Below are 14,986 nucleotides of genomic sequence, written 5' to 3'. Positions count from 1 at the left end.
TCAAATTCCTTCCGCTGTGTCGTGCGTGGCACCGGGAGCATCTCGGCGTGCGAGCAGATACTCGATTGCTGCAACAAGTACGGTGTTGCTCTTTCGATAATTGTATTTCTCCAGGTGCTCGGATCGAATCAAATGTCGACCAGTCCATGCCCGAGTGAGGCCTGCGGCGATAGATTCGGCAGATTGGCGATCGACCGGGATGGCCAAGCCATCGCGATCGAGCTCGTCGCACGTAGGGTTTCCTCCGTCGATGATCATCGGCAGCCCGAATGCGCGTGGTTCCCGTACACGAAGACGGACACAGGTGTCGTTCTCGATACCATCGCGGGCGATACAGACGTATCCGCGTGGGTGTACGTGCACGTTGTCCTCGGTGGTGGCGAGCACTTGATCATCCTCGCTTGTCGCTTGATTGCCAGAATCGATGCGGAGGGGGAAGAGCACCACGTTTTTCTCTACGCCGATCGTGCGCGCATATTCGAGCACTTTGTTCGTTTGCAGGTCTCCGGAATCCCTGCCACGGTCGGGTTCCATCGATCGAACATCCGGGAAAGCCACTAGGAGCTCCTCGCGAGTTCGAGAATCGACGTGGACTATTGCTTCGAGGACGATCTTCCAGTTCATATACGGCCATAGACCGCCGTTCCAGACTATAGCCGGTTTCGTCACGGGTACCGCCGTCGCATCCTCCGGTTGGCGGCGGTTCCGTCCCGATTCTCCGACGGTGTATCCGATCGGCACCGTGCCGATCAGGTCCCGGAACCGCGCCGTGTCACCATCGATGACGTCGACACGGCCAGCGGACACCAGCACACCCGCCAACACGGCTTTTTCTATACCGGATCGAGCGAGGAAGAACCCCGCTTCGCGAACCAGCGTATTGAACATTTGCACATATCTGTCGTGCTGCGCGACACGTTCACTCGATGTTTTGTCTGTATCATAGAGAAGATGTTCAATCGGGGGCGCGATCTCCGCGATAATCGGTATACCTAGACTACGGACGATCTCGACGCTTCTCAGCTGAGCAAAGTCGTACATCACCACAAGATCCGCCGACTGAAGAACCTGCTCGTATATGTTACTCGCCTCAATGTCCGCAGCGTTCCTCAGGCGAGATATAATGTCGCGCCCGGCGGGACCGAAGCCGACCATACTTCCTTGAGAATCGATAACGACTACAACATATTCCCCCGTCAGGGATCGCCCAATTTCCACCGCGCGCCTCGTGATTCCACTGACAGAACCGAGGTCGTATTCGCCGACGTCGAAGACTATCAAATGCCTTCCAGTCATCGCACCGCCCGTAGATCGTCAATGGTATTGATGTTTACATAGCCTTGGACATGAAGCACCTTAGATGTCCGCCACGGATTGTCATGTTGACGGTGAAAACCACCGATGAGGCGGTCGAGTTGGTTCGCATTGGCCACGAGCGCCGCCCAGGCATGGTTAAATCGCTCGTCGTCCGCAGGCGGTTTCTCCTCGTGCGTGACCACGTGATCATTAGCAGCATCGAGCTCAAGGCATCCCTCGGTATGGCGGGCGCTCGACGGTATCCCTGCCGCCAGAATTGCGATCCCGCCGTTCTGGACCTGTTTCACGGAGTCCACGAACACTGCGTCCTTGGCAGTCAGTATCTGATCCGCGAGCAGATAGACGACTACTCCACGGTCAATCCACCGCCGCGCTGCTGCGAGAACGTTCACATTCGGGTTATGCGCGTCGGCCCTCTGGAGACACAATCCGACCGGCACTGTCGGATACCGGCCGGTGACGTGCGTGAGAGTAGCTCCCCTGCTTTCATCTCCGACAATTATCACTCGGGCCGAGAATTCCTCCCCGGCAACTGCTGTCAGCCAGGGCGCCAGTACCCGGTCGATCACCGCATGCCCGGTCGACAGCAGGTGAAGCTCTTTGGGGTACCTGGCACCGAACCGTGTTCCCTTCCCGGCTGCGGCGACGACTATGTTCACTACCGTAGGTCTCATTTTTTACAACGCTGCTGTCTGTCGGGGCTAATACTCTTCCGTATACATTGCCCGCACAAGGTGCCGGCCCGCTTGGTGGTTGTCGCGGTATTCGGTGCGGCGATGCACGCAAGATGAATTTCTCAGCACCAGCGTCTGCCCGGCGCTGAGCCGGATCCTCGTGCTCAGCGACGGTATATCGAGTTTGTCTTCGATGACTTTGAGACCGACCTGGAGTAGCTCGCTCTCCACGAAGTCACGCGGGCACCATACATCGGTCCCTGCCTGGCCATATCGCGTGACCACGGGCCGCCGAAAGCCGTGGCGATACGCAAACGCCGGTCCGGTGCTCTCCGCAGCGATTCCGTCCAGCGTCGCCCGTTTGGCCAAGATGTGATCCTCGGTGAGCAGTTTCGCGACCCTAGGGTACTCTTCGGCCAAAGAGAGAAAGATCGAGGAAATATCCGCGATGACTGTTTCGCCGCCTTCCTTGGCGGGGCTGATGCAGTGCAGGAGTGTGGTATTCACTACGCCGATCGGCTCGAGGAGCGCGTCGACGTGCCATGGTTGGGCAAGCGGCCGAGAGAAAGCCGGGTGGGTGTTTTCTTTCGGCTTCTCTGTTTTGATGTCGACGTACTGATTGTTTCCCGGGGAATCAGGTGCATGGATGCGATACAACTCCGGAATGTAGGGGATTCCCAGCTCCAAAGCCGTTTCGACTACATGCAACGCCTCGGCTGCCGGGCGATGATCGGGGTGTTGAAATATTGTGAAGTAGTCGGTCTGGCTGATGATTTCCATCTCACCGAAGGTCGTACCTGCCGGTTGATTAGCACGTGTCATTTCCCCTCCTGTTCGACTGTCGTGCTCTTGCCGCATCCGTCACGGCCGCCAGGCGGCGCTGTGTAGATACCAGCTCAGGGTCCGAATCGCCGGCGTAACCGAACGATCTCCCCGGCGTAAATTCAAGAAAGCGCAGGCTCTCGGGCGCGCCGGCCTATCCACGACAATGCCGCATCGCGCACTCGATATGCTTGCCTTAATTTTCTGTCCACGCATGCGGACAGCTCCCCCACCCCTTTCCGCGACCCAATGATGCAGGCTCGATAGACCAGTACGACTCCCCAGACTGCATTGATCGCACCGCACAACTTGAACGTTTGAGCGCTCCGAGCAAGCGTATGTCATACATTCCGGTCGCAACAACCCATGTGATCGTGATCACCCAATCTGCCGCCTACCTGTTCGAGTGGTTGACAGATGACGGAGGCGACTTCTAGCATCGTGTGCGTTCGTCCTATCGACTGAACATATCGGGGGGAGGGAGAGTGATCTCGGATTCTCTCAGCAGTATGAATGCTGATTGATCCACGTCGCTGATCGACAGAGCATCGTAGTCGATTCCGAGGATCTGGAAGCATCAATTGGATGCATACGGTTGTTCTTTGTCTCCTGGGTACGTCAAAATCTGGCACCTAACGGAGGATTGTTCTCCGCTGACTCTGGCCGCCGTGTCTCGAATTGTTTATTAACCGCCGGCTAACTGCGGAATAGACCGCAGATGGCCCACAGGTTGGCGAAACCGTGCAGCTAGGCGTGCCACCCTCGTTGAAGTGTTTGCGCGCCATGTATTGCGATGACCATGAAGGGCATGGTCGCGGTGCCGTGGCCGGTTTCGACCAGAGTTCGTTCGCCCCGGCGACGGATTCACCCGGACGTGCTGGAACCCGCGCGCTGACCGGCGTCTGTTCGCGTGGTCGCAGTCAGGCCAACGGAGCAGCGCGGCTCCCCGCTCTGGCACGCCGTAATCGAAAGAGGAGAATCCCTGATGAATCGTGCTGCCTATGCCGAGCGCATCGCCGAGGTGCTCTCGGGCGCGCACGGCGCGAAGGTCGGCTATCCGATCGGATTGCGCACGGTGGAGGTGCTCCGCACCGCCCCTTTAGGCTCTGGACTGATACGTATCACCTTCGGTGGCGAGGAACTCGACGGATTCCACAGCTACGTGCCCGATGAGCACGTGCGCCTGGTGTTTCCCGACGAGAACGGCGTACTTCACCTACCCCGCAAGGACGGCCTCCTCCTGCACTGGGGCACCCCACGACCGGTGACGCGCGACTATACGGTCCGTCGGTTCGACGCAGTCGCTCGCGAGTTGGACATCGATGTCGCAGTTCACCCTGGAGGCCTGGCCTCGGAATGGGCGCTGTGTGCAGAACCTGGTGCCCGCGCGCATATCGCCGGCCCCGTCGGAGGTCTGGTGGTGCCCAAGACTTACGACAAGTACCTACTAGCCGGCGATATCACCGCCTTGCCTGCCATCGCCCGTTGGCTGGAGTGGCTGCCACGCGAGGCTTCTGGCTGGGTATTCATCGAAGTCGCACATCGCGGTGAGCAGATCCCGCTTGAGGCACCCGATGATATCGAAGTCCACTGGGTGCACCGTGGCCACTCAGGGCCAGGGGCTGGCGGCACCTTCGAGAGACGGGTCCGCAGTATCGAAATGGAGCCAGATCAGCGGGCATACGTCTGGATCGCCGGCGAATCCGGCGCGATCAAACCACTCCGTCGATGGGTGCGGACCGAACTCGGCCTCGACCCGCAGGATTGCCTCATCACCGGCTACTGGCGCCATGGCGTGGCCGGCTACGACCGGGACGAGTGAGCTCGATGGCACACCAGCACCATGCGATGACGCCCCGACAGGGAGGGCTCGGACCCTGCGGCACGCAACAGAGTGCCGGCTTCGCGGAAATCTCCGAGGAGCATTGCGCGTGGCCACCGACGATTCGTGCGCTGACTACACGGTCCGTGACCATGCTTCCAGCGACCAGCGCATCAGCCGCCCCCGCAGTCGCAGTCGCGTCAGGCGATGAACAATGACCCGCGTCAGCAAGCCGGTCGTTGTCGTCACCGGCGCTGCCGCCGGGATCGGAGCGGCCATCGCGTCCGCACTCGCGCCTGACGCACGGGTCGTGGCACTCTGGGATCGAGCCGCCGACGTACACCGTGTTGCCCATGAACTCGGTTGTGCCACAGCAGCGTCCGTCGTCTCGGACGAGGTGGACGTCACCGATCGCACGGCGGTCTCGGAATCGTTCGACCGGTTGACCGCCGAATTCGGACCCGTGCACGTGGTTGTGCACGCCGCTGGAATCATGCTGCCCGGTACGGCATTGGACACCTCCGCCGAGGACTGGACCCGCAGCCTCGCGGTCAACGCCACCGGCACCGTCAACGTTGCCCAGCGCGGGGCCCGGGACATGGTCGCGGCAGGGCACGGCTCGATAGTTGTCGTATCCTCCAATGCCGTCACCACTCCCCGTGTCGGCATGGCTGCATATTCCGCATCGAAGGCCGCCGCCACGGCTTTCACCCGCGCCCTGGCGCTGCAAGTCGCCCCGTACGGCGTTCGCGTAAACCTCGTCTCGCCCGGCTCCACCGACACGGCGATGCTGCGCGGCCTCTACACCACACCCGAGGGGACCGTGGGCCCGCACGTCGGGGAACCTCCGCTCCCCGATAGCGCGCTCGCAGCCCTGCTCGACGGCGATCCCGAATCGTATCGACTTGGAATTCCCCTGAGGCGCCTAGCTCTTCCTGCTGACATCGCCGCTGCTGTCCGCTTCTTGGTCTCCGACGACGCCCGCCACATCACCATGCACGATCTGCGGGTCGACGGCGGGGCAACCCTCGATATGTGATGCGAGAGGATGATCGACATTTCCGACAATCGAGCTGGCCGTGTACAGCCCACCTTCATCCTGGCTCGGCCGCACCGAACAGTGACCGCGCACGGCCGAGGACAGCGGTTCACCTCCGCAGCCGAAGCCGCAGCACACCTGCGCAACGGAAAGGCCGACATGATCGTCGGCGCACTACCGTTCGCGCCCGACGAACCCGCCGCGCTCTGGACGCCCGATCGAGTGTCTGTCACTGGCGAGAGATATCGGCCAGCAACATCGACGACGTTGCCTCGCTTCGAGTTCGACGATGCCATCCCGACCCCGGACGAACATCTCCGACGAGTCGCAACAGCTGTAAGACTGCTACGCGACGAGGCTAATCCGGTGCGAAAGGTGGTGCTGGCCAGAGCAATTCGTGCCCGCGCAGAACATCCGATCGAAGCCGTCGAGCTTCTGGATCAGTTGGTATCCACCGATCCGGCCGGCAACGGGTTCCTCGTAGACCTCTCTGCAGCGGGTGGCCTCTACCACGGCAAGCACCTCGTCGGTGCCAGCCCCGAAATGCTCATCAATCGAGAAGGCTCCGTGGTAGCCAGTCACCCTCTCGCCGGTTCAGCCAGCCGCAGAACCGATCCCGACGCCGACCGAGTCGCCGCGGAGGCTCTCCTCGGCTCCGCCAAAGACCTGCAGGAGCACCAGTACGTAGTCGACCAGGTCGAGGATCTGCTGCGAAAGGTCTGTGGCAACGCTGATGTTTCCGGCCCGAGCCTGACAGCCACACCGAACATGTGGCACCTCGGCACGGCGATCACGGCAGCAGTTGTCGGCACCGGCCCCTCAGCGTTGGAGCTGGCTGCGACATTGCATCCAACCCCTGCTGTCTGCGGCACCCCGACGACGCAGGCCGCCCGCCTCATCGCTTCGCTCGAGGGAAGCCGCGGGTTCTACGCGGGTGCCGTGGGGTGGTGCGACCGCGACGGAAACGGTGAATGGATGGTCAGCATCCGCTGCGCCGAACTGTCCTCCAACCGCCAGGATCTGGTGACCTACGCCGGCGGCGGAATCGTCGCCGAATCCGACCCGCATGCCGAATTGGCAGAAACCACAGCTAAATTCGCGCGCGTGCTCAAGCCCCTCGGGCTCACCAATGCGCCCGCCACTGTCATCTGATTGAGCCCAGCGAACCCCGCCGACGCCATCGACCTCACCCTCATCCGGAAGGCACACCATGCCAATTCCCCCAATCGCCCCCTACAAACTGCCTACCGCCAACGAGGTTGTCGCCAACCAAGTCCCATGGAGAATCGACCCGGGCCGCTGTGCGCTCCTCATCCACGACATGCAGCGCTACTTCATCTCTGCCTACGACAGCACCGCGGATCCGATACGAACCGTGCTGTTCAACCTCGCCGCGCTCCGACAGCGCTGCCAAGAGCTGGGCATCCCCGTTATCTACACGATGCAACCCGGCAACCAGCACCCCTCCCGTCGAGGCATCCTCGCCGACTTCTGGGGCACCGGCATGACCGTCGGACTCGACACCGAAGTGGTCCCCGAACTGGCCCCCTCCACCCGAGACATTCAGGTGACCAAGTGGCGTTACTCCGCCTTCCAACGCACCGACCTCCGCGACCTGCTCGCCTTCTACAACCGCGACCAGCTTGTGGTCACCGGCGTCTACGCTCACATGGGCTGCATGCTCAGCACTGCTGAAGCCTTCATGAGCGACATTCGCCCTTTCATGGTCCTCGACGCCACAGCCGATTTCACGCGCGACGAACACCTGATGGCACTGAACTACACCGCGCGCCGCTGCGGTGCCGTCCTGTCCACGGCAGCGCTGCTCGACCAGCTGATCGCCGATTCGAACACGGCGACTCGTCTCGGCGATGCCGGGGCGTTCGTCCGCTGATATGAACGAACAGAACCAAAGCCGAGAGAACTCCGTCATCGGCGTCCCCAAGGTCGATGCGTCGACAACTCCGCAGCAGCTGCTGTGGAGAACGATGGTGTCACACCCCCAGTACATGCTTCCCGCGGTCACATTGTCCGCGACGCATCAGGTCGGGGTGATGCTGGTACCGGTGGTGGTCGGTATCGCTATTGACCGCGGTGTGACCGCCGGCAACGGCGGTGCGTTGATGGAATGGATCGCCGTCCTCGCCGTCGTCTTCGCCGGCCTGTCGTTCAGTTTCCGCTACGCCTCCCGGCTCGGTTGGATCGCGATGAACTTTGTCGACCATGCCCTTCGCATGCGGATCTGTGACCGCGCACTGGATCCGAACGGGCTGGGCGGCAAGCGCCGACTCCCGGGGGAGCTTCTCGCGATTTCCTCAAGCGATACACATACCGTGGCCAGAACGAAAGGGGTGCTGATCTACCCCATCGGCAATTTGGTGGGGATCTGTTTCGCCGCCGCGGTGCTGCTCACGATCTCTTCGCCGCTGGGCATGGCAACACTGGCCGGGGCATTCGCGGTGGTCATTATTTCGGACCGGGTCGGAGGTCCACTCTCGGCGCGGGTTGGGCGCCAGCAGCGCGCGGCCGCGCTCGCGGCCGGCACGGCAGCGGATCTGATGCACGGGGTACGTGTGATCAAGGGCATGGGCGCCGAGGACACGGCCGTCGACCGATACCGGGCCCGCTCGGAACGGGCACTCGAGGCAACCCTGCACGCCAACAGCGCCACCGCAGCGTTATCGGGTACATTGACTGCTTTCGCGGGCGCCTTCGTCGCCGGGATCGCAGTCTTCGCAGGCCTACAAGCGGTGCACGGCAGCATCGACATCGGCGAGCTGATCACCGTTGTCGGCCTCGCCCAGTTGATCACCGAGCCAATGAAGTCCATCGCCAAACTCGCGAGCGTGATGTGGGCGTCTGGCAAGGCATCAGCATCTCGTGTCCTGTCGGTGTTGCAGGCACCCACGCTCCTCGAGGGTCAGGGTGACCGCCCATATGTGATGGGCCCGCTGGTGCTGCGGCTCGCGGACGCCGACATCGAGGTGCGGCTAGGGACACTGACCGTACTGGAGCGACCCTCAAGTCAAGTCGCTGCCGCGACGTCGGCGCTGGCGTTGAGTGTTGCTTGCGCCCGAGGGATCGCGAGGGTCGGCGATACCGACGTGCGCGACATGGCACCCGAGCAGCTGCGACAGTCCGTTCTGGTGGCCCCGCACGCAGGCGACCTTTTCGAAGGGAGCGTCCTGGACAACGTCGAATTGGGAGCCCGATCCGCGGGGAGAATCAGCGCCGACGCTGCGCTGCTGGCTGCAGGGCTCGATGACCTTGTCGCAGACAATGGGCTCAATGCCCAGGTGGGTGACGCCGGAACGGCGCTGTCCGGCGGGCAACGTCAGCGTGTGGCACTGGCTCGAGCCTTGTACGCAGATCCAGATGTCCTGGTCCTCGACGACCCCACCACAGCAGTCGACTCGGTCACCGAAGCTGTCGTCGTCACCCGTGTGGCGAAGCTTCGCGCGGGCCGCACAACACTCGTGTTCACCGGTTCTCCTGCATGGCACGCTGCGGCCGAGGGGGTGAGCTCGTGAGCATCGCCGTGACCGAAACCTCTCAAGTGTCGCAGACGATAGCCGACACGACCGAGACCTCCCAAACACAGCTGACGGTTGCGTCTGGGCGCGAGGTGCGCGCTGTCGCCCTCGATGCAGCCCGGCCACATCTGCTGCGGATCGTCCTCGCGGTGATCCTGCTGATCGGTGGTGCGACGGCCGCGCTGGTGACACCACGCCTAATGGGCTCGATCGTCGATCTGGTCAGCAACGGTGAACGGCTCATCGTATGGACCGGTGCCACCGCAGTATGGTGGGCGGGCGGACTCATGGTCGCGGCCACTGCAGCTTCTGCACTGCTCACGTCGTGCGGTTTCATTCTGATGGCGGGGGCCGTGGACCGCGTCATCGCGCGGTTGCGCGAACGTGTCATCGACAGCGGCATGCATCTGCCACTAGCCCGGCTCGAACGGGTCGGGGCCGGTGATCTCATCGCCAGGACAACCGATGACGTCACAATGCTGACCCAAACTGTATCCGAGGTGCTTCCTGCGGTCACAGGCGCCGGGTTCGCCGTGGCTGTCACTCTCATCGGCATGGCCGCCTTAGATTGGCGATTCGCCCTCGTTGGGCTGGCGCTGCTGCCGGTCTATGCGTTCGCGCTGCACAGATATCGGCGCTCGGCGCCTGCGCAGTATCTTGAGGAGCGCCGCCGGCGGGGCCGGCGGGCAGCCGAGTTGCTGGCCTCGTTGCGCGGTTTGTCGTCAGTGCGCGTGTTCGCGCTTCAGCCCGACCGGCGGGCTCGGATCGGCAATCACTCATGGGCTGTGGTCCGGCTGTCCATCTCGATCAGGATCATCAACAACCGGCTTTTCGGACGGGTCAACTTCGCCGAGTGGCTCGGGATGACGCTACTGCTCGTGATCGGGTTTCACCTTGTGCGCGATGGTGCGGTGTCGGTCGGGGCCGTTACTGCGGCGACACTGTATTTCCTTCGGATGTTTGGTCCGATCGGGCAGCTCCTTCTGGTTGTAGATCCGATCTCGTCGGCGTCGGCGTCGCTGCGCCGGATGATCGGGGTGATCGTCGAGACCGCCCAGGTACCGACATCGAGCGCACCGGAGCGACGTCGGCAGTCCGAACCCTGCCCGACACACGGCCATCTTCGCGCCACGAACATCAGTTTCTCCTACGGGGATCGTGAGGTGCTCGCCGATGTGAGCCTCGAGGTCGCGTCCGGCCGAACACTGGCGGTCGTGGGCGTTTCAGGTGCCGGGAAGTCGACGCTTGCCGCGGTCCTTGCCGGTCTGCGTCCGCCCGCATCGGGAGACGTTCGCTTGGGCAGTACCGACATCACAGATCTCGATCCCACAGTTCGAGCACGGCTGATCTGCATGGTCACCCAGGACGTGCATGTCTTCTCCGGCACTCTGCGCGAAGACCTGATGCTGGCCCGCCCGGGGGCCACCGACGCAGACCTTGACCGTGCGCTGCGTGCGGCCGGTGCCGAGGATTGGGTGGCGGAACTCGAAGCGGGCTTGGACACCACAGTCGGGGTACAGGGCACGGTGCTTACCCCAGTCCAGGCCCAGCAGGTGGCCTTGGCGCGCGTGGCACTGGTCGACCCCGCCGTCGTCGTACTCGACGAGGCGACCGCGGAAGCCGGCTCGTCCGGCGCGGCGGAGCTGGAGTCGGCCGCGTTGCGGATTGCCGACGGCCGCACCGCGGTCGTAATCGCCCATCGCCTCGACCAAGCCGCCCGTGCCGACGAAGTGATTCTCATGCGAAACGGTCGGATCATTGAGCAAGGCACCCACGACCAGCTGATCGCCGCGCGCGGTGAGTACGCCCAGTTGTGGAGCGCGTGGTCAGCCGGACGTAGTCAGCCGGTCCGGGGCCAGACTGAGGAGGGCGCCCAGTGAGCTTTACCTTCGACTCGGGCCCACACGGGCTCCCGCTGGTCGTGCACCATCCCGGCCAGAGCTCGCGTAAGGCCTTGACATGTGAATACAGGTGCGCCAACGCATGCTTCCATTCGCCGCCAAACACCTCCGCCAACGCCTACTTCGGCGAAACGGTGCGTTCGCTGAACCGCCGCGGGCTTCTCCGAGCTGGTGCGGCTTTGCTCGCCGTCGCGGCAGGGACGACGGGCGCGGTGTGTAGCGACGGTGGGGGTGAGGCGGTTACGAGCCCGGTCGGCGACGGAACATGCACCCGCTTCCCACCGGTGGCGCCAAATTCTGAGGACGCGATCGTCATCCCCACAGGCTATGAGCAAGCAGTCGTTATTCGTTGGGGTGATCCTCTTTTCGACGACGCGCCAGTTTTCGACTTCGAGAACCAGAGCGCCGCCGCGCAGGCCCGCCAGTTCGGTTACAACTGCGATTTCGCCGCCCTGTTACCGATCGAGGGACAGCCACACTCCTATCTGCTCGTGGTCAACCACGAGTACACCACCGGCCCGAACATGTTCCGCGGCTACGACATCCACGCCATCACCGATGAGCAGATCGCCATCACCAAGGCCGCGCACGGCCTCTCTGTCGTTGAGGTGACCGGCGAGGCCGACTCCGGACGATTGACTCCGGTGTTCGGTAAGTACAACCGTCGAATCACCGCCGATACCGAGTTCGCACTGATCGGGCCCGCTGCGGCCAGCGAGTACACCACGACTTCTGCCGACCCGACCGGCACAACGGTGCTGGGAACCTTCGCCAATTGCTCGGGTGGTGTAACACCCTGGGGAACAGTGCTTTCCGGCGAGGAGAACTTCAACGGGTACTTCGCGAACAGCGATAAGCTCAGCGATCTCACCAGCAGAAAGCGCGCCAAACGCTACGGCTTACCTCACGGTACGACCACCTCCTATGGCTGGGAACGCACAGCAGAACGCTTCGACCTGGCACAGGAACCCAACGAGGCCAATCGATTCGGCTATGTCGTCGAGATCGATCCCTGGGATTCCACCTCGACGCCCGTCAAGCACTCGGCAATGGGTCGCATCAAACATGAGGGCGCCAACGTCTACGTCACACCGGCCGGCGATGTCGTTGCCTACACCGGCGACGACCAGATGTTCGACTACATCTACAAATTCGTCTCCGGACGCAGAATCGAGGCGGGGAGCACCGCCGCGAGCCGTCGCAAGAACATGACTATCCTCGACGAAGGCACCCTCTATGTCGCCGAACTCACTGGTGACCATCCCAGCGGGGGGGACGGCGTTGCACCGCCCGAGCGCGGCTACACCGGTACGGGCCGGTGGATTCCCCTGCTGGAGTCGTTCCCCGACGGCACGGGCAGGTCGTTCGTCGAGGGCATGTCAGCAGCCGAAGTGGCGGTCTTCACTCGCGTGGCCGCGGACAAGGTTGGTGCCACCAAGATGGACCGTCCCGAGGACATCGAACCCCACCCGCACACTGGCAAAATCTATGTCGCGCTGACCAACAACCCGGCCCGCGGCGCCGACGGCAAACCCGGTGTGAACGCGGCCAATCCGCGCACGTTGAACAAGAACGGCCAGGTCCTCGAAATCGACGACCAGCACACCGGCACAAAGTTCACCTGGACGCTACTGTTGGTCTGCGGCGATCCAGCGGCCGCTGACACCTACTACGGCGGATTCGACAAGTCCAGCGTCAGCCCGATCTCGTGTCCGGACAACTTGGCGTTCGACCCGTACGGCAACCTGTGGATCGCCACCGATGGTAACGCCCTTAAATCCAATGACGGCTTGTTCTCCGTGGTTTTGGAGGGACCGAATCGTGGTGAGACCAAACAGTTCTTGACTGTGCCTCCCGGTGCCGAGACCTGCGGGCCCATCGTGACCGAACAACGCGTCATCATTTGTGTGCAACATCCGGGCGAGTTCGATGAGGCCACCGTGGAGAATCCGCGGTCGCATTGGCCCGACGGCGGAAACGCCCAGCCGCGCCCTTCGGTCGCCTCGATCTGGAAGAAGGGAGGAGGCCGAATCGGGACCTGAGGTGCGGCAGAATGGAAACCGCACGCCCTGAAATGTACCAAACGGCCCGGGATAGAGAACTTCCAAATCTACTGTGGCCGTTGACAACTCGTCTATTTATCAAGAACAATCTTCAACGCTGCCCCAGTGTCGAGACGGTCTCGCCTCACACTTCGATCGGCGGTAATTCATGGGGGAAACATGACCAACGAAGCGGCGACCGACCACGTCCCGTGGCCCGAGGAAACAGCCGAGCGCTATCGTTCGACCGGCTGCTGGGCCGACCTCACATTCGGGCGGATGCTGAGCATGCGCGCCGCCGAACACTCAGATCGCCTGGCTGCTCGCGACCCGGTTCGTGACATCACCTACGGTGCACTCGACGCCTCCGCGTCCTCACTGGCGGCGGGTCTGGACGCGCTCGGCCTCCTTCCCGGCGACCGTGTCGTGTTTCAGCTGCCCAACACCGTCGAATTTGTTGAGGTGTTGTTTGCGCTCTTCCGGCTCGGCGTTGTGCCGGTCATGGCTCTTCCGGCACACAGGTACACCGAACTCGCCGCGCTGTCCGAAGCCAGTGAAGCGGTCGCAATCATCGTTCCCCACGACACCGCCGGATACGCCTCGCAGACCCTCGCCCACAGAATCCGTCGCGAGGTGCCGACGGTTCAACATGTGATCACCGTAGGTCAGGCCGGAGCCCACGCTGCCTCAGCGCAGACCGACCTGTTTGACCTCCGTCGGACACCGAAGTCTTTCCACCACGAACCGAATGCCGATGCCGTCGCCCTGCTCATGCTCTCCGGTGGCAGCACAGGAACTCCCAAACTGATCCCTCGCACCCATAACGACTACCTCTACAGCGTCCGGCGCAGCGCCGAAGTCTGCCGTCTCGGGCCGTCGAGTGTCTATCTGGCCGTGCTGCCTGCAGCGCACAACTTCACATTGAGCTCGCCCGGTGTCCTTGGGACCCTGTGGGCAGGCGGCACCGTCGCGCTGACCGCCGATCCATCACCCAATGGCGCGCTGCCATTCGCCAGCCGCACCGGAGCGACCACAACTGCGCTGGTGCCGCCGCTGGCTCGGCTGTGGGCCGATACTGCGGAGCGAACTGGACGGGTCGATGGCGCTCTCGCCGTAATCCAAGTCGGCGGCGCGCGATGCTCGGCCGAGCTCGCCACTCGGATCCGCAGCGCGCTCGGAGTGCGCATTCAGCAGGTATTCGGGATGGCTGAGGGCCTCGTCTGCTACACGGCTCTGGACGGACCAGACGACATCGTGCTCGAAACCCAAGGCAGACCGATGTCTCCCCTCGATGAGTTGCGTGTCGTGGACGACCTGGGCGTCCCTGTCAATCCGGGGACCCCCGGCCACCTTGTGACCAGGGGCCCGTACACGGTCCGCGGCTACTTCCGCAATCCCGAAGCCAATCGTCGTTCCTTCACCGCCGACGGCTGGTACCGCACTGGCGATATCGTCAGTGTCAGCCTGGCGGGGGACCTCACCGTCCACGGTCGCACCAGCGACGTCATCAACCGCGGAGGCGAGAAGGTCTCCCCTGCCGAACTCGAACGTCAGCTGCTCCAGCACCCGGCTGTCGCCGATGCCATCGCCGTAGGCCTGCCAGATGACACTCTCGGCGAGCGCACCTGCGTCTTCATCGTGCCGGCCGGGCCGGACGAACCCTCCGTTCGGGAGTTGCGATCCTTTATACGGCAGAGCGGACTGGCCGACTGGAAACTGCCCGATGAAGTTCGAATAGTCAGAGACTTCCCCAAGACGAGCGTCGGCAAAGACAGCAGAGCCGCGCTTCGAAATGCGTTGCGCGGCTAAGAGAAACGCAACCATCACAAATTTCAG

The 14,986-nt window shown here is 62.9% G+C and carries 11 protein-coding genes; 8 read left to right on the top strand and 3 right to left on the bottom strand.

What is annotated here, in order from left to right:
- The 3 genes from ACTWPB_RS07970 to ACTWPB_RS07960 all read right to left on the bottom strand — a co-directional run bounded on the left by ACTWPB_RS07970 (position 1) and on the right by ACTWPB_RS07960 (position 2,813).
- Positions 1 to 1,155: a hypothetical protein gene (locus tag ACTWPB_RS07970; RefSeq protein ID WP_446225038.1), complete on the bottom strand. Its 1,155-nt coding sequence runs from the start codon at positions 1,153 to 1,155 to the stop codon at positions 1 to 3.
- Positions 1,156 to 1,292: 137 nt separating this feature from the next.
- A complete protein-coding gene (locus ACTWPB_RS07965) occupies positions 1,293 to 1,976 on the bottom strand; it encodes a hypothetical protein (RefSeq protein ID WP_446225037.1) in 684 nt (227 codons plus the stop codon).
- A 42-nt stretch (positions 1,977 to 2,018) separates the two neighbouring features.
- Positions 2,019 to 2,813: a TauD/TfdA family dioxygenase gene (locus ACTWPB_RS07960; RefSeq protein ID WP_446225036.1), complete on the bottom strand. Its 795-nt coding sequence runs from the start codon at positions 2,811 to 2,813 to the stop codon at positions 2,019 to 2,021.
- Between the two features lie 910 nt (positions 2,814 to 3,723).
- Here ACTWPB_RS07960 and ACTWPB_RS07955 point away from each other — a divergent pair.
- From ACTWPB_RS07955 to ACTWPB_RS07920, 8 genes are all read left to right on the top strand, one after another.
- On the top strand, positions 3,724 to 4,635 hold the full coding sequence (locus tag ACTWPB_RS07955) for a siderophore-interacting protein (protein WP_446225035.1): 912 nt from the start codon (positions 3,724 to 3,726) through the stop codon (positions 4,633 to 4,635).
- A 214-nt stretch (positions 4,636 to 4,849) separates the two neighbouring features.
- Positions 4,850 to 5,674 (top strand): SDR family oxidoreductase, encoded by an 825-nt coding sequence (locus ACTWPB_RS07950; protein ID WP_446225034.1) that lies wholly within the window; start codon positions 4,850 to 4,852, stop codon positions 5,672 to 5,674.
- 9 nt (positions 5,675 to 5,683) lie between these two features.
- Positions 5,684 to 6,826: an isochorismate synthase gene (locus ACTWPB_RS07945; protein WP_446225033.1), complete on the top strand. Its 1,143-nt coding sequence runs from the start codon at positions 5,684 to 5,686 to the stop codon at positions 6,824 to 6,826.
- A gap of 58 nt (positions 6,827 to 6,884) precedes the next feature.
- Positions 6,885 to 7,568, top strand: a complete 684-nt coding sequence (locus tag ACTWPB_RS07940; RefSeq protein WP_446225032.1) for an isochorismatase family protein — start codon at positions 6,885 to 6,887, stop codon at positions 7,566 to 7,568.
- Between the two features lies 1 nt (position 7,569).
- Complete coding sequence (locus tag ACTWPB_RS07935) at positions 7,570 to 9,204, top strand: ABC transporter transmembrane domain-containing protein (RefSeq protein ID WP_446225031.1); 1,635 nt, start codon at positions 7,570 to 7,572, stop codon at positions 9,202 to 9,204.
- Positions 9,201 to 11,087 carry an ABC transporter ATP-binding protein gene (locus ACTWPB_RS07930; RefSeq protein WP_446225030.1) on the top strand — a complete coding sequence of 629 codons (1,887 nt, stop codon included), beginning with the start codon at positions 9,201 to 9,203 and terminating at the stop codon, positions 11,085 to 11,087. The genes ACTWPB_RS07935 and ACTWPB_RS07930 overlap by 4 nt, the downstream gene beginning before the upstream one ends.
- On the top strand, positions 11,084 to 13,150 hold the full coding sequence (locus tag ACTWPB_RS07925) for a PhoX family protein (protein ID WP_446225029.1): 2,067 nt from the start codon (positions 11,084 to 11,086) through the stop codon (positions 13,148 to 13,150). The genes ACTWPB_RS07930 and ACTWPB_RS07925 overlap by 4 nt, the downstream gene beginning before the upstream one ends.
- A 180-nt stretch (positions 13,151 to 13,330) precedes the next feature.
- The gene (locus ACTWPB_RS07920; protein WP_446225028.1) at positions 13,331 to 14,959 is read left to right on the top strand and encodes a (2,3-dihydroxybenzoyl)adenylate synthase; all 1,629 of its coding nucleotides are present in this window, start codon (positions 13,331 to 13,333) and stop codon (positions 14,957 to 14,959) included.
- The last annotated feature ends 27 nt before the right edge of the window (positions 14,960 to 14,986 follow it).

This window comes from Nocardia sp. IBHARD005 (genome assembly GCF_052814245.1).
Note: the sequence above shows the minus strand (reverse complement) of the source record. Positions and strands in the feature narration are given on the sequence as shown.